The sequence below is a fragment of the Streptomyces sp. NPDC014656 genome (assembly GCF_043084305.1).
Classification (GTDB): domain Bacteria; phylum Actinomycetota; class Actinomycetes; order Streptomycetales; family Streptomycetaceae; genus Streptomyces.
This window is the reverse complement of sequence record NZ_JBIBZN010000021.1, coordinates 94,595-115,583: the sequence shown is the minus strand read 5'-3', so window position 1 is coordinate 115,583 and position 20,989 is coordinate 94,595. Positions and strand designations below refer to the sequence as shown.

The following is a 20,989-nucleotide window of genomic DNA, read 5'->3' as shown; positions in this document are numbered from 1 at the left end:
AAATCATGGGCAAATCTTCGCCAGCGTATCCATGGCCGGTCACGCCCGCAGCCCGTCGCCCCCGGCTGGCGACCGTCCGGGGCCCGGCTTAGCCTGCCGGAAGGGGGCCGTACGCGATCCCGTGCGCCCGGTGCGCCGGAAGGGTGGCAGGCCCATGAGCCTCGACCGAGCCGAGCAGCAGGACGACGGCGTGGAGCCCCGCGTGGGGCCGGTGCCCGACGGGGAGCCGGAGGTCCGGCCGTACCACCACCCCGCGGCCGGCTGGGGCGCCGCGAAGAGCGTGACCCGGTTCATGCTCCGCGAGGGCGCCCTGCCCGTGGACGGCCCCCGGGCGATCATGAAGATGAACCACGAGCGCACCGGCTTCGACTGTCCCGGCTGCGCGTGGCCCGACGACACCAAGGGCCTCCATCTGGACATCTGCGAGAACGGCATCAAGCACGTCACCTGGGAGATGACCCGGAAGCGGGTCGGGCGGGAGTTCTTCGCCGCGCACTCGGTGACGGAGCTGGCCGGGTGGACGGACCACGCGCTGGAGAACGAGGGCCGGCTCACCGAGCCGATGGTCTACGACCCCGGCACCGACCACTACGTGCCGATCGGCTGGAAGGACGCCTTCGAACTGGTCGGAAGCGCCCTGCGCGGGCTGGACGACCCGAACCAGGCGTCGTTCTACACCTCGGGCCGCCTCGGCAACGAGGCGACCTTCCTCTACCAGCTGCTCGCCCGCGAGCTGGGCACCAACAACCTCCCCGACTGCTCCAACATGTGCCACGAGGCGAGCGGGCGCGCGCTGACGGCCTCGCTGGGCACCGGCAAGGGCACCGTGGACCTCGCCGACTGGGAGACCGCCGACGCGCTCTTCATCCTCGGGGTCAACGCCGCCTCCAACGCGCCCCGCATGCTCACCGCCCTCACCGAGGCGTACGACCGGGGCGCGCACATCGTGCACGTCAACCCGCTGGTGGAGGCCGCCGCGACCCGCGCGATCATCCCCCACGACTTCAAGGACATGGCAACCTTCCACGCCACGAGGACGTCGACGCTGAACCTCCAGCCGCGGATCGGCGGCGACATGGCCTTCGTACGGGGAGTGGCCAAGGCGGTGCTCGAACAGGCGGGGTCCGACCCGAAGGCGCTGGACCGGGAGTTCATCGAGCGCCACACGGCGGGCTTCGAGGAGTACCGGGCGGTGTGCGAGGCCACCTCGTGGGAGGAGATCGAGCACCAGTCGGGACTCCCCCGCGAGGAGGTCCTCGCGGCGGCCCGGGTGTACCGGGAGGCGGACCGCTCGATCATCAGCTGGTGCCTCGGCGTCACCCAGCACGAGCACGGCGTCGACACGGTCCGCGAGATCGTCAACCTCCTGCTGCTGCGCGGCAACCTGGGCCGCGAGGGCGCCGGCCCCTCCCCCGTGCGCGGCCACAGCAACGTCCAGGGCAACCGCACCTGCGGCATCGACCACCGCCCCGCCGACGCCTTCCTCGACCGGCTCGCCGAGGTCTGCGGGATCGATCCGCCGCGCGCCCACGGCCTCGACACCGTGCGCACCATCGAGGCGATGGCCGGCGGGGACGTGAAGGTCTTCGTCGCCATGGGCGGCAACTTCGCGCTGGCCGCGCCCGACACCCCGGTGACGTACGAGGCGCTGCGGAACTGCGAGCTGACCGTCCAGGTGAGCACCAAGCTCAACCGCAGCCACGTGGTGCACGGCCGGCGGGCGCTGATCCTGCCGTGCCTGGGCCGCACCGAGAAGGACCACCAGCGCAAGGGCGACCAGGCCACCTCGGTCGAGGACTCGATGAGCATGGTCCACCTGTCGCGCGGGATGAAGAAGCCCGCGTCGCCGCACCTGCTCTCCGAACCGGCCATCGTCGCGGGCATGGCGCGGGCCGCGCTCCCGGAGAGCGCGACGCCGTGGTCCTGGTACGTGGAGGACTACGACCGGATCCGGGACGTCATGGCCCGGGTGCTGGACGGCTTCGAGGACTTCAACCGCCGGGTGCGGCTGCCGCTGGGCTTCCGCATCAGGCAGCCCGCGCGCGAACTGGTCTTCCTCACCCCCTCGGGGAAGGCCGAGTTCTCCGCCGCGCCGCTGCCGGACGTCGTCCCGGAGCCGGGCACGCTCGCCCTGGGCACGATGCGCTCGCACGACCAGTGGAACACCACGATCTACTCCGACGACGACCGCTACCGGGGAGTGAGCGGGCTGCGCACCCTGGTCTTCATGAACCGCGCCGACATGCGCGAACGGGGCATCGCGGAACTCGCCCCGGTCGACATCACGGCCACCGCCCGCGACGGCGGCCGGCGCTCGCTCCACGGCTACCTGGCGGTGCCGTACGACATCCCGCGCGGCTGCGCGGCGGGGTACATGCCGGAGATGAACGTGCTGTGCGCGCTGGGCGACTACAGCACCCAGAGCGACCAGCCGATCATGAAGCACCTGAAGGTGGTGATCGAGCCGGCGGGCTGAGCGGCGCACGGACGCCGGACGGCCCCCGCCTCGCGAGGCGGGGGCCGTCCGGCGCGGTCGACGGATCAGGCCGCGGCGGGCTCGGCGGCGGGCCGCTCGCCCTTGCGGACGGTGCAGTGCAGGGAGTCGTCGACGACGTCGGCGACGATGGTGTCGCCGGGTTCCGCCTCGCCGCCGAGGAGGAGGGAGGCGACGCGGTTGTCGAGCTCGGTCTGGATGGTGCGGCGCAGCGGGCGGGCTCCGAACTCCGGCTGGTAGCCGTGGGCGACCAGGAGCTTCGTGGCGGCCTCGGTGACCTCCAGGGTCATGCCCTGGGCGTGGACGCGGTGCTTGCTGCGGTCGAGGAGGTGCTCGACGATCTCGGTGAGGTCCTTCTCGGTGAGGCTGTGGAAGACGATGATGTCGTCGATGCGGTTGAGGAACTCGGGCAGGAAGCGGCCCCGCAGGTCCTCCATCAGCTCGTCCTTCAGCTCGGCCGCGTCGCCCTCGTGGGCGAGGATGCGGTGGGCGCCGATGTTGGACGTCATGATGACGACGCAGTGGCGGAAGTCGACCGTGCGGCCCTGGCCGTCGGTGAGCCGTCCGTCGTCGAGGATCTGGAGCAGGGTGTTGAAGACGTCGGGGTGGGCCTTCTCGACCTCGTCGAAGAGAACGACGCTGTACGGCTGGCGGCGGACCTTCTCGGTGAGCTGGCCGGCCTCCTCGTAGCCGACGTATCCGGGCGGGGCGCCGACGAGCCGGGCGACGGTGTGCTTCTCCTGGAACTCGCTCATGTCGAAGCGGACCATCCGGTCCTCGTCGCCGAAGAGCAGTTCGGCGAGGGTCTTGGCGAGCTCCGTCTTGCCGACGCCGGTGGGGCCGAGGAAGAGGAAGGAGCCGACGGGCCGGTTCTCGTCGCCCATGCCGGCGCGGTTGCGGCGGACGGCCTCGGAGACGGCGGTGACGGCCTCGTCCTGCCCGACGATCCGGGCGTGCATCTCCTCCTCCAGCCTGAGCAGGCGTTCCTTCTCGCTGGTGGTGAGCTGGGCGACGGGGATGCCGGTGCGGCGGGAGACGATGTCGGCGATGTCGGAGGCGGTGACGGAGACCACGCCCTCGCGGCGCTCCTCGATGCCGGCGAGTTCGCCCTCGACCCCGGCGATCTCCTCCTTGAGCTGCTTGGCCTTCTCGAACTCCTCGGCGGCCACCGCCTGGTCCTTCTCGCGGCGCAGCTTGGCGAGCCGGTCCTCGCGGCTGATCACCTCGGTGGAGCGGCCCGCGCTGCGGAGCCGTACGCGGGCCCCGGCCTGGTCCATCAGGTCGATGGCCTTGTCGGGGAGGAAGCGGTCGCTGACGTACCGGTCGGAGAGTTCGGCGGCGGCGGCGAGGGCGCCGTCGGCGAACCGGACCTGGTGGTGGGCCTCGTAGGCGTCGCGGAGTCCTTCGAGGATCTGGACGGTCTCCTCGACGGTCGGCTCGGGGATGAGGACGGGCTGGAAGCGGCGTTCGAGCGCGGCGTCCTTCTCGATGTACTTGCGGTACTCGTCGATGGTGGTGGCGCCGACGACGTGCAGCTCGCCGCGGGCGAGGGCGGGCTTGAGCATGTTCCCGGCGTCCATGGAACCCTCGCCGGTGGCGCCGGCGCCGACGACGGTGTGCAGTTCGTCGATGAAGAGGACGATCTCGCCCTCGGACTTCTGGACGTCCTCGATGACCTTCTTGAGGCGCTCCTCGAACTGGCCCCGGTACTGGGCGCCGGCGACCATGCCGGAGAGGTCGAGGGAGACGACCCGCTTGTCCTTGAGGGTGTCGGGGACCTCGCCGGCCACGATCCGCTGGGCCAGGCCCTCGACGATGGCGGTCTTGCCGACGCCGGGCTCGCCGATGAGGACGGGGTTGTTCTTGGACCTGCGGGAGAGGATCTCGATGGTCTGCTCGATCTCCTCGGCGCGGCCGACGACCGGGTCGAGCTTTCCGGCCCTCGCCTCCTCGGTGAGGTCGCGGCCGAACTCGTCGAGGGTGGTGGCGGGCTGCTTCGGCGCGGCGGGGGCGGCGGTGTCGCCGCCCCGGGCGGCCTGGTCGGTCACCCCGCGCAGCTTGGAGACGTCGAGGTCCTCGGCGCGCAGGAAGCGGGAGGCGCCGGAGTCGGCGTCGCCGAGGAGGGCGCCGAGGATGTGCTCGGGGCCGATGTACGAGACGCCCGCGGCCTGCGAGGTGGCGTGGGCGAGCGCGAGGGTCCGCTTGGCGGCGGGGGTGAGGCCCGGCTCGGCGGAGGGCTCCTCGGACTCGTGCGGCAGCACCTTGGTGATCCGGTCGGCCAGCCCGTCGGGGTCGACGCCCGCGCGCGCGAGCAGCCGGCGGGTGGGTTCGACCTGGGTGGCGGCCCACAGGAGGTGCTCGGTGTCCAGGTCGGTGGTGCCGTCCGCCACCGCCCTGGCGGTGGCGGTGTTGAGGAGTTCGTGGGACGACTCGGTGAGGAGACGGCCGATGGGGACCCGCTGGACCGCCGGCGGCGAGGACGCCGGGGACATTCCGAAGAAGCGGTTCAGCAGGTCGCCGAACGGGTCGGAGGGGCCGAAGGGGGAACCGAACGCCATCGACATGTCTGTGCTCCTGAAAGGGCGTGGGGGGTCCCCCACACTGAAACCCGCCCGTTCCGGCTCCGCAAACGGAACGGGCGCGGTGGCCGTGGAACCGGACGGCGGGGCGGCCCGCCCGGGGCCTCGCGCGCGGGCGCCCACGCGGGCTCCCGGCCGTCCTCTCCATGGGCCCGTACCACCCCCTCCCCCCCCGTCCGCGCCCCCTACGATCGGCGGATGACCGCGCCCGAGCCGCTGATCCGCCCCGCCGTCCCGGCGGACATGGAGGCCGTCGCCTCCCTCTACGCCCACTACGTCCTCCACACGGTCGTCACCTTCGACGAGACCGCGCCGCCCGTCGCGTACTGGCACGAACGGCTGGCGGACCTCACGGCCCGGGGCCTGCCCTTCCTGGTGGCGGAGGTGGCGGGCCGGGTCGCGGGCTACGCGTACGCCTCGCCCTGGCGGCCGAAGCCCGCCTACCGGCACTCGGTCGAGAACTCCGTCTACCTCGCCCCGGAGGCCACGGGCCGGGGCCTGGGCACCCTGCTCATGCGGCCCCTCATCGCCGCCTGCGCCGGCGCCGGGGCGCACCAGATGATCGCGGTCGTCGCGGACTCCGGCACGGCCGCCTCGCAGGCGCTGCACCGCCGGCTCGGCTTCACCGAGGCGGGCCGGCTCAAGGCGGTCGGCCACAAGCACGGCAGGTGGCTGGACACGGTGCTGCTCCAGCTCACGCTGACGGAGGAGGGGCCCGTCCCGGCGCCGTAGCGGGGCGGCGGCCCCGTTCGGCCCCCGGCCGTGAGCTCCCCCGGCGGGGCGGGGTCTGGCCCGGTGACGCCGTCGGGTCGCGGGGCGGCGTCCCGGCCTTCGGCGCACCCGGCGGACGGCGGTCCGGCCTTCGGCGCACTCGGCGGGCGGCGCACCCGGCGGGCGGCGCACCCGGCGGGCGGCGCACCCGGCGGGCGGCGGCCCGTTCACCGGGCCGCCGCCCATTCACCGGGTTGCCGCCCATTCACCCGGTTGCCGTCCGCCGGGGGCGGCCGAAGGCGAGGTGGAGGATCCGCCGCCAGTCGACGGCGGGCGGGGGCGCCACGACGCCCGGCCGGTCGCGCGGGACCTGGACCCGCAGCGCGCCGGCCCGGAGGGTGCAGACGACGGGGGTGGGCATCCGGAGCGCCTCGCCGTCGACCGCCACGGGGATCTCCGCCTGGCCCGTGACGGTCACCTCCACCCGGTGGGCGCTCAGCACGGTCAGGCCGCTGGACTGGGAGCCCCGTACGGCCAGCTCGGCCGCCTGCCCCGCGTCCTCCACCCGGATCCCGAGCACTCCCAGCTCCCCGTCGTCGAGCCGGGGGCGGCGGCCGGCCCCGCTGAGCTCGTCGGGGGAGAAGTAGGGGTTGTTGCTGACGAGCAGCGCCTGCTGGTCGTCGAGCGGCTCGCCGTCGACGAGGGAGTCGAGCCGTCGTACGCCGTCGCCGAGCAGCAGGTCCGGCATGAGGCTGAGCGCCGTGCCCGCCTTGTCGTCGCGGTACTCGGGGCGCTGCACCACGTCCGCGTACACCCCGAAGGAGACGGTGTTGACGAAGGCCCGCCCGGAGACGTCGCCGAGGTCGACGCGGAGCTCCTCGCCGTCGGTCAGGGCGTCGAGGCAGCGGGCGGGGTCGTCGCGGTCGAGTCCGAGGTCCATGGCGAAGTGGTTGCGGGTGCCGGCGGAGACCACCAGGAACGGCAGGCCGTGCTCGGCGGCGACCGCCGCGACCAGGGCCTGGGTGCCGTCGCCGCCCGCGACCCCGAGCAGGTCCGCGCCGTCGGCCACGGCCTCCCGGGCCAGCGCGGCGACGTCGGCCGGCGCGGACGGGTCGAGGAGGATCACCCGCGCTCCCAGCTCCTCCGCCCGTTCGACGAGGCCGAACCTGCCGACCTTCCCGCCGCCGGACTTCGGATTCATGATCAGGACCGGTCTGCGCGGTCTGGCCGCCACGATCGTCTCCCTCGGCCGCTCCGGCCGTGACCGGCGCAGCGCGGCCCGGGCGCAGAACAGGGCGAGTGCCCAGCACAGGCACAGGATCAGCGCGGTCAGCCACAGTCCGTCGTGGGCGAAGAGCACCACGATCCCGGCCGGGGCGAGGACGACGAGGAGCGCCCCGATCAGCCGCAGCGGGCCCCGGTGCGCCACGAACCACCAGACGCCGACGGCGCAGAGGACCAGCCCGAGCAGTCCGGCCCCGACCACCAGGAGACCGCCCTCGCCCAGGGCGAGCGCGAGCACGGCCAGCGCGCCGACCGCGGCCAGCAGGGCCAGTCGCGCCAGGAGCCGCGCGGCCCCCGAAGCGCCGGTGTCCGTCTCCCGCGTCGCGCCCATGCGTGCCTCACCCGACCCTCTCGCCCCCGAGCCCAGCCCGAGGCACCAGCCTGCACGCGCGCGTGGCGGGCGGCATCCCGGCGGGCCCACGCGGATGAGGCGCCCGCGGGCCCACGCCCGCTCCGACGGCCGGGGAAGACGCGGTTCGTTTCCGGCGACCGGGTGAGGCGCGGTTCAGTGGACGAGCGGCGGACGCGCGGCGTCCGGACCACGAGAAGGACCGTACGTTCAGCGCGGGTTCACTGAACCGGCTTCACCGTCTCGTGCCGTCGCGATAAACGCGTCCCTCCCGCTTGACACGGATCCGGCCACGGGTGCCTCATGGGGGCACCCCCGGCGTGCGGACCAGCGGCTCGGTCATCGAACTCTGACAACGTTGTCTAGTCATCGGAGTTCTGCGCGGACGGGGCTCCTTCCCCCTTCTTCCCACGAGGAGAGGCATGACCAAGTCACCGCACAGGACGTGGCTCACGGCCGCAGGCAGCGCTCTCGCCGGCGTCGCCGGGCTGCTGCTGCCCGTCTTCGGCACCGCCGGAGCCGCCCAGGCCGCCGAGAGCGGCATCCACGTCAGCGACGGCCGCGTGTACGAGGCCGACGGCAGCGAGTTCGTGATGCGCGGGGTGAACCACGCGCACGCCTGGTACCCGGGCGAGACCGGCGCCATCGCCGACATCGCCGCCAAGGGCGCCAACACCGTCCGCGTCGTCCTCTCCAGCGGCGACCGCTGGACGGAGACGAGCGCCTCCCAGGTGTCCTCCATCATCGACGACTGCAAGACGAACAAGGTCATCTGCGTCCTGGAGGTGCACGACACCACCGGCTACGGCGAGGACGGCGCCGCCGCCACCCTCGACCAGGCCGCCGACTACTGGGTGGGCGTCAGGAGCGCCCTCCAGGGCCAGGAGGACTACGTCGTCGTCAACATCGGCAACGAGCCCTACGGCAACAGCGGTTACGCCGCCTGGACCGGCGCGACGAAGAACGCCATCGTGAAGCTGCGGAACGCGGGCATCGAGAACGCGCTGATGGTCGACGCACCCAACTGGGGCCAGGACTGGTCGAACACCATGCGCGACAACGCCGCCTCGGTCTTCGCCTCCGACCCGCGCCGCAACACGATCTTCTCCATCCACATGTACGGCGTGTACGACACCGCCGCCGAGGTCCAGGGCTACCTGAACCACTTCGTGAACAACGGACTGCCCATCGTGGTGGGCGAGTTCGGCGACAACCACAGCGACGGCAACCCCGACGAGAACGCCATCATGGCCACCGCCCGCTCGCTGCGCGTCGGCTACCTCGGCTGGTCCTGGAGCGGCAACGGCAGCGGCGTCGAGTACCTGGACATGGTCAACGGCTTCGACGCCGGCTCCCTGACCGCCTGGGGCAACCGCTTCTTCAACGGCGCCGACGGCATCTCCACCACCTCGAAGCGCGCCACGATCTTCGGAGGCGGGGGCGGCGGCGGCAACGAAGGCGGCGGCGACACCGGCGGCACCGCTCCGAACGGCTACCCGTACTGCGTGAACGGCAGCGCCTCCGACCCCGACGGCGACGGCTGGGGCTGGGAGAACAACCGCTCCTGCGTCGTCCGCGGCAGCGCCGCCGACACCGGATCGGGCGGCGGCAACACCGGGGGCACCGCCCCCAACGGCTACCCGTACTGCGTGAACGGCAGCGCCTCCGACCCCGACGGCGACGGCTGGGGCTGGGAGGACAACCGCTCCTGCGTCGTGCGCGGCAGCGCCGCCGACCACTGAGCACCGGCGGCGCCCTCCCGTCCCCCGCGTCGGGAGGGCGCCGCGCGTCCGTACCGCGTTCAGGCCAGCTGGGTGGACTGCAGGCGGGCGTAGGCCGCGTCGCGTTCGAGGAGTTCCCGGTGGCTTCCGGACTCCACCACCCGTCCCCGCTCCAGCACCACGATCCGGTCCGCCCGCCTGATCGTGGAGAGGCGGTGGGCCACGACGAAGACCGTCCGGCCGGCGACCAGGCGGGCGAGGGCCTCCTGGACCTGCGCCTCGGAGCGGGCGTCGAGCGCCGAGGTGGCCTCGTCGAGCACCAGGACCCGGGGGTCGCGGATGAGGGCCCGGGCGATCGCGAGCCGCTGGCGCTGACCGCCCGAGAGCCGGGTGCCGCGCTCCCCCACGACGGTGTCGAGGCCGTCGGGCAGCGCGTCGACGAACTCGGCGGCGTTGGCGTCGCGCAGGGCGCGCCGCAGCGTCTCCTCGTCGACGCGCTCCATGCCGTAGGTGACGTTCTCCCGGATGCTCCCCTCGAAGAGGACGGACTCCTGGGGGACGACGGAGACGAACCTGCGGAAGCTCCGCAGGTCGAGTCCGGCCATGTCCTCGCCGTCGAGGAGGACCCGGCCCGCCGTGGGGCGGTGGAAGCCGAGCACGAGGTTGAGCAGCGTGGACTTCCCCGCTCCGGACCCGCCGACGATCGCGAGGGTGGTGCCGACCGGCACGTCGAGGTCCACGTCGCTCAGGGCCGGTTCGCCGCCGTCGCCGTGGGTGAGGCCGGCGCCCTCGAAGCGGAACGCCCCGGTGACCGAGTCCACCCGCCGCTTCCCGTCGTTGACCTCCAGGTCGGGCGCCTGGAGGACCTCTCCGACGGACCTGAGGGACTCGACCCCCTTGCCCACCACGGGCGCCAGGGCGAGCAGGCTGGTGACCGCGCCGGTGAGGGTGGAGAAGTAGGCGCTGAGCATGACGACCTCGCCCGGGGTGACCGACGCCCATCCGTAGTAGGCGACCAGCGCCGCGCCGGCGAGGCAGGCGGTGCCGAGTCCGTTGAAGACGACCCAGGAGAGCGACCCGAAGCGGGCGTTGAGCAGGTCGAGCCGCGTCCCCTCCCGCCGCACCCGGTCGAGCTCGCGTCCGACCCGGCCGAGGGCCGTGCGCTCCAGGGCGTGGGCGCGGGTGATGGGGATGAGGGTGGTCATGTCGCTGACGGAGGCGGACATGCGCTCCACCGACCGCCGGTACGTGGTGTTCCCCTCGCCCAGCCGCGCGCGCAGGGCGCCGATGAGCAGCACCGCGACGGGGACGAGGACGAGGAAGACCGGGAGGAAGACCGGGGTCACGACGGCGATGACGGCGAGGCCGCCCGCGAGCGTGGCGACGGCGGTGAGGCCGTTGTCCGCGGTCTGCTGGAGTCCCGTCTCCAGCGTCTCGACGTCCCGGACCACCTTCGCGTGCAGCACGGACGAGCTGGTGCGGCTGTGGAAGCCGATGGAGAGCTGCTGCATGCGGGTGACGAGCGCGGACCGCAGGTCGCGGCCGAGGCGGCGGACCGCGCCGTGCGCCCAGCGGACGTACAGCAGGTGCAGGGGCGGGTTCAGGAGGAGGACCGTGAGCATCACGGCGCAGTTCCACCACAGTTCGGAGACCGGCCGGTGCTCGACGACGACGTCGATGACGTTCGCCGTCACCGGCGGGAGCAGCCAGACGGGCGCGTGCTTGGCGAAGAAGACCGCGACGGCCCCGGCGAGCCGTGCCCGGTCGGGCCGGAAGAGGTAGTGGACGGTGCGGATCGGGTGTTCGCCCCGGTAACGGTGGTCGAGCGGACTGTGGTTCATGGCTGCTGCGGGCTTCCTTCGTCGGGGCCGGCCGCGCCTCTCGCCGTGGCACGCGTCCGGTGGCGGCGTGGGGGCCAGGGCCCGGGCCCGCCGCGTACGAGGGCAGCCCGGTTCCGCGGCCGTGGGACGGCCGGGTTCTTCCCTGGGGCGAGGACGGCGGCGTGCTCTCGTAGAAGCATGCGGCGCGCGGGCCTTCCGATTCCAGTGCCGGCGGGCCCGCTCCGAAGTTTTGCGAAACCCTGGCTGAACCGGGCCGTCCCGTCGCGGGTCGCCGCGGGACGGGCCGCCGGCGGTGACGGGCCGCCCGCCGGGAGCGCCCCGGGGTCCGCCGCCGTGCGCGTGACCTGGCGGTAGGGTCGGGGTACCGAGGGTTCAGGATGGAGCTGGGGTGGCAGTGAAGCGGCCGACGATGGCGGACATCGCGCGTCGGGCGGGTGTGTCGAAGGTGGCGGTCTCGTACGCGCTCAACGACCAGCCCGGAGTGTCGGAGACCACCCGTGCCTCGATCAAGTCCATCGCCGAGGAGCTGGGCTGGCGCCCCAACAGCGCCGCCCGGGCGCTGACCGGCGGGCGGGCGCGGGCGGTCGGTCTGATCGTGCGGCGGCCGGCGCGGACGCTCGGGGTGGAGCCGTTCTTCATGGAGTTCATCAGCGGGGTGGAGACCGTGCTCGCCGAGCACGCGTACGCGCTGATGCTCCAGATGGTGGCGGACCAGGAGCAGGAGATCGAGGTCTGCCGGCGCTGGTGGGGCGAGCGGCGGGTCGACGGCGTCTTCCTCATGGACCTGCAGACCGACGACGCGCGGGTCGACGCCGTGCGCGGCATGGACCTGCCCGCGGTGGCGATCGGCCCGCCGGAGGTGGCCGGGAGCCTGCCGGCCGTCTGGTCCGACGACGGCGCCAGCGTCCACGAGATCGTCCGCTACCTGGCGGCGCTCGGGCACCGGCGGATCGCGCGCGTGGCGGGCCCCGCCGCGCTCGCGCACACGGCGGTCCGCGACGCCGCCCTCGTGGAGGCGTGCCGGGAGGCCGGGATCCCCGAGGCCACGGTGGTGCACACCGACTACACCGGGGACGCGGGCGCGCGGGCCGCGCGGGCGCTGCTGATCGCGCCCCGGCGGCCGACGGCGATCGTCTTCGACAACGACATCATGGCCGTGGCCGCGCTCTCCGTGGCCCAGGAGCTGAACCTCTCCATCCCCGCCGACCTGTCCGTCGTCGCCTGGGACGAGTCACCGCTCACGCAGGTCGTGCGCCCGACGCTGTCGGCCGTCAGCCGCGACATCCCGGCGTACGGGGCCCGCTCCGCGACCGCGCTGCTCGCCCTGATCGGCGGCGAGGACGTGGCCAGCGTGCGCGACGGCTACGCGCACTTCGTCCCCCGGGGCAGTACCTCTCCCCCGCCGCCGGAGCCGGCCCCGCGCCGACCGCCCGTGCGCTGACCGCCGGTGCGCGGGGGAGCGTGCGGGGCCGTCCGCGCGGACGGCCCGGCCCCGCGCCGCGGTCCCGCTATTTGGTGGCTCCCTGGGCGAAGCCGTTGTAGATCCACCGCTGGAGGAGCAGGAAGACGATCAGCGTCGGGACGATGACGAGGACCGCTCCGGCCGAGATGGCCTCCCAGTGGGCTCCGAAGGGGCCCTTGAAGCGGAAGAGCGCGGTGGAGATGGTCCCCAGGTCCTCGGAGTGCATGTAGAGGAAGGGGATGTAGAAGTCGTTGTAGGTGGTGATCCCCTTGATGATGACGACGGTGGCGATCGCCGGCTTGAGCAGCGGGAAGATGATCTTCCGGTAGATGGTGAAGGCGTTGGCGCCGTCGAGCCGGGCGGCCTCGTCGAGGGAGACGGGGATGCCCCGGATGAACTGCAGGAAGATGTAGACCGAGACGATGTCGGTGCCCATGTAGAGCAGGATCGGTGCCCAGCGGGTGTCGATCAGGCCGAAGCCGTTGATCACCTGGAAGGTCGCGACCTGGGTGGTGACGCCGGGCACGAGGGTGGCGATCAGGAAGCCGGCCATGACGGGCTTCTTGCCGCGGAAGTCGAAGCGGTCGACGGCGTAGGCGGTCATCGAGCCGATGACCACCGTGCCGCCGATGGAGAAGACGAGGATGAACGCGGTGTTCCCGAAGGCCATGAGCATCTTGCCGTCGTTGAACGCGGTGACGTAGTTGTCGAAGTTGAACCAGTTCCCCGGCAGGGAGAGCGCGCTGCCGTCGCCGACCTCCTCCGAGGTCTTGAGCGAGGTCAGGAAGACGACCACCAGCGGGATCAGGACGACCGCGGACGCCACGAGGAGCGACAGGTAGGTCAGCACGCCCCCCACGGGCGGCCGGCGGCGGGAGGCGCGGGGCCCCTTCACGGTGGCGGCGGTGAGGTCGGGGGAGGTCATACGAGGTCCACCTTGTCGTCGGGCACGAGCCGGCGCTGGATCCAGGTGATCAGCAGGATGATCAGGAGCAGCACCACGGCCGCGGCCGAGGCCAGGCCGGTCTTGTTGAACTGGAAGGCGAGCTTGATCGTCTGGATGACGAAGGTCTGGGTGCCGGTGGCGCCGCCGGTCATGATGTAGGGGATCTCGAAGACCGACAGCGAGCCGGAGATCGCCAGGATCGCGCTGAGGCTGATCACGGGCTTGATGCTCGGGGCGATGATGTGCCGGAACTGCTTCCACTTCCCGGCCCCGTCCAGCTCCGCCGCCTCGTACAGCTCTCCGGGGATGGACTGGATGGCGCCGAGGAAGAGGACGAAGTTCAGTCCGGTGAAGCGCCAGACGGAGACGCCGGCCAGGGAGACGTTCGCGGAGGTCGGGTCGCCGAGCCAGGGGTGGTCGGTGGTCACGCCCAGCCAGGCCAGCACGGAGTCGAGGGTGCCGCCGTCCTGGAAGAAGTACAGGAAGACGAAGCCGATGGCGACGCCGTTGACGAGGTAGGGGAAGAAGAGGATCCCCTTGAAGAAGTTCCGGAAGCGCAGGTCGAAGCTGAGGATCACCGCGAAGTACAGCGCGACCACGATCTGGACCACGGACGCCGCGAGGTAGTAGCCGCTGACGAAGAAGACGCGGAAGAGCTCGGGCCGGGTGAAGATCCGGACGTAGTTGTCGAACCCCACGTTCTCCCGGTCCGGGCTCACCCCGTCCCAGTCGGTGAAGCTGTACGAGATCATGCTCGCGACGGGGACGTACGTGAACGTGATCAGCAAGGCCAGGGGGGCCGCCAGGAACAGCCAGGGCGTGATCCGCCGGAGCGGCGAGTCGCGCCAGGACCGTGTCCGTCCGGCGGATGGACCGCTCCGGCGGCGCCCGGTGCGGCGCGCCCGGCTCCCGGGGTCCGTCTTCGTGTCCGTGCTGGATCGCCCTGTCATGGCGGCGCCCTCTGGTGCGGTGTCGGTGGTCTGGGTCATGTCGGCCTTTCGTGTCCGCGACTGCGGAAGGTCCAGGGGGCCCCGGCCGGTGTCGTGCGGCCGGGGCCCGCTCCGCCGGTATCAGCTACCGGCGGTCTTCGCCGCCTCGTCCCACCTCTTGTTCAGGTCGGCGAAGAAGTCCTCCAGGCTGCCCTTCGCGGCCCCGCGGGCCGTGTCGATCAGCTTCTGGCGGTAGTCCTGCTTGTTCAGGCCGATCTCGGCCGCCTCGTCGATGTCGTTGACGGCGGCGGTCTTCGCCTCGGACCGGTCGAAGAAGGTGACATCGTTGTCAACGAAGTCCTTGAGCGTGGCGGGCATCGAGGCGGACTTGACCGCGGAGACCACGCCCTCCTTCTCCGCGAAGCCGGACTTCTCGGTGAACCAGTCCACCCAGGCGCGGGCGGCCGGCTTGTTGTGCGAGTGGATGCTCACGGCCTGCTGGTAGTCGGAGACCAGGGCCGCGCAGTGCTTGCCGTCCTTCTGGACGGGGAAGGGCATGAAGCCGATGTCGTCCGCCGAGCCGCCCGCCTTCTTCGCCGCGTCCCGCATCTGCGTGATCGACCAGGAGCCCAGCATCATCGTGGCGATCTTGCCCTCGCCGAGGAGCGCCTTGGAGGTCTCCCAGTTGGTGGTCGTCGGGTCCTTCTCCGACAGGCCCCGCTTCGCGATCTCGTACAGCAGGCCGTCGATGGCGTGCAGTTCGCTCCCGGTCTTCCAGGGCGAGACCGCGCCCGCGAGCGCGTTGCCCGCCTCGGCGTCGCAGCCGACGACGCCGAGGTTGTTGGTCCACTGGACCAGCGGCCAGCCGTCCTTGAAGTTGGTGTAGTACGGGGTGGCGCCGGTCTTGTCCTTGACCGCCTGGAGGCCGGCCAGGAACTCGTCGGGGGTCTTCGGCCAGGCGGTGACGCCCGCCCGCTTCCACAGCTCCTTGTTGTAGACGAAGCCGTTGGCGGTGCCGAACTGGGCGATGCCGTAGACCTTGCCGTCCACCTCGGTCTTGTCGGCGAACCGGTACTTCGACAGCTCGGCGGTGGTGCCGAGGGGGGCGAAGAACTTCGGGTAGTCGCTCTTGGCCACCGCGCCGGGGATGAGGAGCACGTCGCCGTACTCCTCGGTGTTCATGCGGATCTTCACCTCCCCCTCGTAGTCGGTGATGCCGTCGAACTTGACCTTCACCTTCGGGTAGACCTTGTTGAACTCGGCCGCGTACTCCTGCAGCGCCCCGCTCTGCACCAGGTCGGTCCGCTGGGTCAGGACCTTGATCTCGCCGGAGACCTCCTTCGGGTCCGACGGAGGCGCGGCCACCTCTCCGGTGGCACCGCCGCCTCCGCCGCCGCACGCCGACAGCGCGAGCATCGCGGCGGCCAGCACGGCGGCCGAGAACGCGGTCGTCTTCTTGTTCCCCATGGCCCAACTCCTTCAAAGTCACGGCTCAGGTCATCGGTGGGATGACGGCACTATGTCAGCCAGTCGTGAACCGGTAAAGTGCTGATTTCCAGCGTGATGCCCAATCGTTACCGGACCGACCCGCCGAAAAGCCCGGCGAATCCCCGCGTCCCGGGCATCACGCTTTCCATGAGCTGTTCGCTTCACCGGTTCATGGACAGTTAAGTAAATGTAGGGCTAACTTGTCGGCCCGTACCCGCATCCCGCCCGCCGCCAGGCGATTGGAGCCGCACACCATGAAGGACGTCACCCCGCTGCACGAAGGGTGGAGCCTGCGCCACGAGGACGCACTGCTCCCCGCGCAGGTGCCCGGCTGTGTCCACACCGACCTGCTCGCCGCAGGAGTGATACCGGACCCGTTCCTCGGGCTGAACGAGACCGGGATCGCCTGGGTGGGACGCCGGGCCTGGTCGTACGTCACGGACCTGGCCGCCGGCGACGGCGGGCACGAGCGGAGCGAGCTGGTCTTCGAGGGGCTGGACACCGCCGCCGAGGTCCTGGTCGGCGGCGAACCGCTCGGCTCCACCCGCAACATGCACCGCGTCCACCGCTTCGACGTCACCGGACGGAGCGGCCCGCTGGAGGTGCGCTTCGGCTCCGCCTACGACGAGGCGGAGCGGGTCCGCGCCCTCACCGGCGACCGGCCCAACGTCTACCCCGAGCCCTTCCAGTACATCCGCAAGATGGCCTGCTCCTTCGGCTGGGACTGGGGCCCCACCGTGGTGACCGCCGGCATGTGGCGGCCGGTGCGGATCGAGCGCTGGTCGACCGCCCGGCTCGCCGAGGTCCGCCCGCTGGTCACCGTGGACGGCACGGCCGGCCACGTCGAACTCCGGGTCCGCGTCGAGCGCACCGCGAGCGGGACGGGACGGCCGCTCACCCTCCGCGCCGCCGTCGCCGGCACGGCCGCCGAGACCGCCTTCGACGGGACCGAGGCCGTCCTGCGCCTGGAGGTGCCCGAGCCCGGGCTGTGGTGGCCCCGGGGCTACGGCGCGCAGCCGCTGTACGGGCTCGACGTGGAACTCCTGGACGGACGGGGGGCGCCGCTGGACTCCTGGTCGCGGCGGATCGGCTTCCGCACCGTCACCGTCGACCGCTCCGCCGACGCGCACGGCACCGGCTTCACCTTCGTCGTCAACGGCGTGCGGATCTTCGCGCGCGGGGTCAACTGGATCCCGGACGACGTGCTCCCCTCCCGGGTCACCCCGGAGCGCTACCGCGCCCGCCTCACCCAGGCCGCCGACGCCAACATCGACCTCGTCCGGATCTGGGGCGGCGGCATCTACGAGGACGACGCCTTCTACGACGCCTGCGACGAGCTGGGCCTGATGGTCTGGCAGGACTTCCTCTTCGCCTGCGCCGCCTACCCCGAGGAGCAGCCGCTGCGCGGGGAAGTGGAGGCGGAGGCGCGTGACAACGTTGTCCGCCTAATGCCCCACGCGAGCCTCGTCCTGTGGAACGGCAACAACGAGAACCTGTGGGGCTTCCGCGACTGGGACTGGGAGGCCCCGCTGGCCGGCGACTCCTGGGGCGAGGGCTACTACCTCGGCGTCCTGCCCCGGATCGTCGCCGAGCTCGACCCCACCCGCCCCTACGCCGCGGGCAGCCCCTGGTCCGGCTCCTGGGACCACCACCCCAACGACCCCCGGCACGGCACCCACCACTCGTGGGAGGTGTGGAACCGGCAGGACTACGCCGAGTACCGGGCCGACGTCCCGCGCTTCTGCGCCGAGTTCGGCTGGCAGGCCCCGCCCGCGATCAGCACCCTGCGGCGCGCCCTGCCCGGCGAGGAGCTGGCCCCCGGCTCCCCCGGCATGCTGCACCACCAGAAGGCCGAGGACGGCAACGGCAAGCTGAACCGCGGCATCGAGCGCCATTTCGGCCTGCCCGAGGGCGACTTCGACCGCTGGCACTACCTTGCCCAGGTCGTCCAGGCCCGCGCGGTGGCGGCCGGCATCGAGCACTGGCGCTCCCACTGGCCGGTCTGCGCGGGCTCGGTCGTGTGGCAGCTCAACGACTGCTGGCCGGTGAGCAGTTGGGCCGCGATCGACGGCGACGGGCACCTCAAGCCGCTCTACCACGAGCTGCGCCGCGTCTACGCCGACCGGCTCCTCGGCCTCGTCCCCGCGGAGGGCGGCCCCGTGCTCGCCCTCGACAACCAGTCCGGCACCACCTGGCGGACCACCGTCACCCTGCGCCGGCTCGCCGCGGACGGCACCGTGCTGAAGGAGGCCCCGCTCGACCTGGAGGCCGCCCCCCGGACGGTGGTGCGGATGGTCGTCCCGGCCTCGCTGCTGCCCTCGGCCGACTCCGGCAAGGAGCTCCTGGTGGCCGACGCGGACGGTCTGCGGGCGGTCCACCTCCCGGTCTTCGACAAGGATTTCGCCTACCCGGCGCCCGTGTACGACGTCCTGGTCGAGCCGGCCGGCGACGGCGGCGCGGTCGTGACGGTCACCGCCCGCACCCTCGTGCGGGACCTCCTGCTCCAGGCCGACCGGCTGGCCCCGGCGGCGAGCGCCGACCGCGGACTCGTGACCCTGCTGCCGGGCGAGGAGGTCCGGATCGCGGTGCGCGGCTGGGCGGGCGACGACCCGGAGGCCGTACGGGCTGCCCTGTTCAGCGTGGGAGCGGTGTGAGCGCCCCGGTCTCTCCGGCCCCCGGCCGGCGCGTCACGATCAACGACGTGGCCGCGCTGGCCGGGGTGTCCAAAGGCGCGGTCTCCATCGCCTTCAACAACCGTCCGGGGGTGTCCCCGACGACCCGGGAGCGCATCTTCGCGGCGGCCCGGGAGCTGGGCTGGAGCCCGAACCAGACCGCGCGCAACCTCTCCGGGCGGCGGGCGGGCATCGTCGGCCTGGCGATCTGCCGGCCGGCCCGGCTGCTCGGCCTCGAACCCTTCTACATGGAGTTCATCTCCGGCATCGAGGACGTCCTCGCCGAGCACTCCTGCTCCCTCCTCCTCCGGCTCGTCCGCAACCTGGACGAGGAGACCGCCCTCTACCAGGAGTGGTGGCGCAGCCGGACGGTCGGCGGGGCGATCCTGGTGGACTTCCACCGGGACGACCCGCGGATCCCGCCCCTGCGGGCCCTCGGCATGCCCGCGGTGGCCGTCGGACACCCGTCGCTGACCGGCGGGTTCCCGTCGGTCTGGACGGACGACGCCTCGGCGGCGGCGGAGGCGGTGCGGTACCTGGCCGCGCTCGGGCACCGGCGCATCGCGCGCGTCGGCGGTCCCGCCGGCCTCGGCCACAGCGGCATCCGGGCCACCGCCTTCGAGGCCACCATGGCCGAACTGGGCCTGGACGGCGGACGGCAGGTGGCGACCGGCTTCGTGGGGGAGGAGGGGGCGCGGGCCACCCGCAGCCTCCTGATGTCCCCGGACCGGCCGACGGCGATCGTGTACGACAACGACATCATGGCCGTCGCCGGGGCGGCGGTCGCCTCGGAGATGGGGCTCTCGGTCCCCGACGACGTGTCCCTCCTGGCGTGGGACGACTCCCAGTTGTGCCGGCTGACCCACCCGCCGCTGTCGGCGATGAGCCACGACGTGCACCACTTCGGGGAGGAGGTCGCCCGGGCCCTGTTCGGGATCATCGAGGGCACCCACAAGGGCGCCCGGCAGGTGCCCACGCCGTCCCTGACGCCGAGGGGGTCGACGGGCCCGCCCCGGCGCGCGTAGGCGCTCGGGCGCGACGTCGAGGGGCCGCCCGTGCGGGCGGCCCCTCGACGTCGTGCCTCCCCGGGGGCGGCGGACGGGCCGCCGCCGGGCCCCACCGCCCGGGAATTGCTGCGGCTCGGTCCCGGGCGGTGGGGATCGGCCACGGACGCGGTTCAGGTCGTCGCCTTCTTCTTTCGGCGATTTCTCCTGCCGTTTCCTGGCGGCCGAGTCGAGGCTAGAGGCCGCGGCGGCCGAGAACAATAGCCTACGCATAACCGGTTAAGTTCAGTGGGGTTTTCATCCCCCGCCGTTCGTCAGAGGTGTTCGGCGGTGCCCGTCGTCGCACGGAAGGCCGTGCCGGCGCCCTCCAGTACGGCCTCGGCGCCGGCAGGCACGTACACGGCCCGCCCGGGGCCGAGGGCGAGGTCCTCCCCCGCCGAGGAGACGGTCGCCGTCCCGGCGGTGCAGAGGACGATCTGCGGGGCGTCCGACGTGACGCGCCGCCGCGGCCCGCCGGCCCGGAGGCGGTACCGCGACAGGCGGAAGTCGTCCACGGGCGCCGGGTACACCTCCTCACCCCCTTCCTCCCGAGGGGTCAGGACGCGGGCCGGGGGCGCGTCGAAGCGGACGACCCGGGTCAGTTCCTCCGCGTCGACGTGCTTGGAGGTCAGCCCGCACCGCAGGACGTTGTCGGAGCTCGCCATGATCTCCACGCCGAGCCCGGAGAGGTACGCGTGGGGGACTCCGGCCCCGAGGAACAGCGCCTCGCCGGGGCCCAGTTCGACGTACCGGAGCATCAGCGCGGACAGCAGCCCGGCGTCGCCCGGGCAGGACCGGGCGATGTCCGCGTAGGCGGCGGTGCGGGCCTCGTCCGCGCCCGCCGCCGCGACGGCCAGCGCCCGGGCGACGGCGTCGACCAGACCGTCCGGGGGGCGGAGGAAGGCCCGGAACACCTCCGCGAGCGCCCGGGGTCCGGGAACGGCCCGCAGGGTCTCGGCGTACGGCCGCAGCGCCGGCACCTCCAGGGAGGCGAGCAGGTCGGCGGTGTCCGCCGGGCTCCGGAAGCCGCACAGCCCCCGGAAGGGGGTGAGGGCGACGATCATCTCGGGCTTGTGCTGGTCGTCGCGGTAGTTGCGGTGCGGTGCGTCCAGGGGCACGCCGAGCGCGTTCTCCCGGGCGAACCCGGCCTGGGCCTGGGCCAGGTCGGGGTGCACCTGGACGGAGAGCGGGGCGTCGGCGGCCAGGAGCTTGAGCAGGAACGGGAGCCGGGGCCCGAACCGGCGCAGGGTGCCCGCTCCGAGTTCGCCCTCCGGGTCCTCGGAGACCACCCGGTCCAGCGAGGTCGGGACCCCGCCCCTGGACAGCCGGGAGGGCGCCGCCGGATGGGCGCCCATCCAGAGCTCGGCCTGGGGCGCCCCGGTGGGCGGCACGCCCATGAGCTCGGGCAGCAGGGCGGGGGAACCCCAGTCGTAGGGCCGGACGGTGTTGTGGAGGAGGTCCATGGTCGAT

Annotated in this window: 13 protein-coding genes; 6 read left to right on the top strand and 7 right to left on the bottom strand. The window is 72.7% G+C overall.

The features are described 5' to 3' along the window. The first annotated feature begins 154 nt into the window (after nt 1-154). The gene (locus ACF1ED_RS33935; RefSeq protein ID WP_391767165.1) at nt 155-2,476 is read left to right on the top strand and encodes an FdhF/YdeP family oxidoreductase; all 2,322 of its coding nucleotides are present in this window, start codon (nt 155-157) and stop codon (nt 2,474-2,476) included. A gap of 65 nt (nt 2,477-2,541) precedes the next feature. Here the strand turns inward: ACF1ED_RS33935 and ACF1ED_RS33930 are convergent, their stop codons facing one another. Continuing rightward, nucleotides 2,542-5,058, bottom strand: a complete 2,517-nt coding sequence (locus ACF1ED_RS33930) for an ATP-dependent Clp protease ATP-binding subunit (RefSeq protein ID WP_391767163.1) — start codon at nt 5,056-5,058, stop codon at nt 2,542-2,544. A gap of 213 nt (nt 5,059-5,271) precedes the next feature. Between ACF1ED_RS33930 and ACF1ED_RS33925 the strand changes: the two genes are divergently transcribed. Beyond that, nucleotides 5,272-5,805 carry a GNAT family N-acetyltransferase gene (locus ACF1ED_RS33925; protein ID WP_391767161.1) on the top strand — a complete coding sequence of 178 codons (534 nt, stop codon included), beginning with the start codon at nt 5,272-5,274 and terminating at the stop codon, nt 5,803-5,805. 244 nt (nt 5,806-6,049) lie between these two features. On the opposite strand, the gene ACF1ED_RS33920 is transcribed toward ACF1ED_RS33925, so the two are convergent. Continuing rightward, the gene (locus tag ACF1ED_RS33920) at nt 6,050-7,399 is read right to left on the bottom strand and encodes a diacylglycerol/lipid kinase family protein (RefSeq protein WP_391767159.1); all 1,350 of its coding nucleotides are present in this window, start codon (nt 7,397-7,399) and stop codon (nt 6,050-6,052) included. Between the two features lie 440 nt (nt 7,400-7,839). Here ACF1ED_RS33920 and ACF1ED_RS33915 point away from each other — a divergent pair, with 440 nt between their 5' ends. Further along, nucleotides 7,840-9,159, top strand: a complete 1,320-nt coding sequence (locus ACF1ED_RS33915) for a cellulase family glycosylhydrolase (RefSeq protein WP_391767157.1) — start codon at nt 7,840-7,842, stop codon at nt 9,157-9,159. A gap of 59 nt (nt 9,160-9,218) precedes the next feature. On the opposite strand, the gene ACF1ED_RS33910 is transcribed toward ACF1ED_RS33915, so the two are convergent. Then, entirely contained in the window at nt 9,219-10,979 is a 1,761-nt protein-coding gene (locus ACF1ED_RS33910; protein WP_391767155.1) for an ABC transporter ATP-binding protein, read from the bottom strand. 394 nt (nt 10,980-11,373) lie between these two features. On the opposite strand from ACF1ED_RS33910, the gene ACF1ED_RS33905 reads away from it, so the two are divergent. Next, nucleotides 11,374-12,420 carry a LacI family DNA-binding transcriptional regulator gene (locus ACF1ED_RS33905; protein ID WP_391767183.1) on the top strand — a complete coding sequence of 349 codons (1,047 nt, stop codon included), beginning with the start codon at nt 11,374-11,376 and terminating at the stop codon, nt 12,418-12,420. A gap of 67 nt (nt 12,421-12,487) precedes the next feature. Here ACF1ED_RS33905 and ACF1ED_RS33900 read toward each other — a convergent pair whose 3' ends face one another. The 3 genes from ACF1ED_RS33900 to ACF1ED_RS33890 form a co-directional block, all read right to left on the bottom strand. After that, nucleotides 12,488-13,366, bottom strand: coding sequence for a carbohydrate ABC transporter permease (locus ACF1ED_RS33900; protein ID WP_391767153.1), 879 nt, complete (start codon nt 13,364-13,366; stop codon nt 12,488-12,490). Beyond that, nucleotides 13,363-14,337: a carbohydrate ABC transporter permease gene (locus ACF1ED_RS33895; RefSeq protein ID WP_391767181.1), complete on the bottom strand. Its 975-nt coding sequence runs from the start codon at nt 14,335-14,337 to the stop codon at nt 13,363-13,365. The genes ACF1ED_RS33900 and ACF1ED_RS33895 overlap by 4 nt, the downstream gene beginning before the upstream one ends. Before the next feature lie 120 nt (nt 14,338-14,457). Further along, nucleotides 14,458-15,783 (bottom strand): ABC transporter substrate-binding protein, encoded by a 1,326-nt coding sequence (locus ACF1ED_RS33890; RefSeq protein WP_391767151.1) that lies wholly within the window; start codon nt 15,781-15,783, stop codon nt 14,458-14,460. Between the two features lie 275 nt (nt 15,784-16,058). Between ACF1ED_RS33890 and ACF1ED_RS33885 the strand changes: the two genes are divergently transcribed. Both ACF1ED_RS33885 and ACF1ED_RS33880 read left to right on the top strand, forming a co-directional pair. Next, on the top strand, nt 16,059-18,458 hold the full coding sequence (locus ACF1ED_RS33885) for a glycoside hydrolase family 2 protein (protein WP_391767149.1): 2,400 nt from the start codon (nt 16,059-16,061) through the stop codon (nt 18,456-18,458). After that, complete coding sequence (locus ACF1ED_RS33880) at nt 18,455-19,501, top strand: LacI family DNA-binding transcriptional regulator (RefSeq protein WP_391767147.1); 1,047 nt, start codon at nt 18,455-18,457, stop codon at nt 19,499-19,501. The genes ACF1ED_RS33885 and ACF1ED_RS33880 overlap by 4 nt, the downstream gene beginning before the upstream one ends. A 293-nt stretch (nt 19,502-19,794) precedes the next feature. On the opposite strand, the gene manA is transcribed toward ACF1ED_RS33880, so the two are convergent. Continuing rightward, nucleotides 19,795-20,982: a mannose-6-phosphate isomerase, class I gene (gene manA, locus ACF1ED_RS33875; RefSeq protein WP_391767145.1), complete on the bottom strand. Its 1,188-nt coding sequence runs from the start codon at nt 20,980-20,982 to the stop codon at nt 19,795-19,797. Nucleotides 20,983-20,989 lie beyond the last annotated feature (7 nt).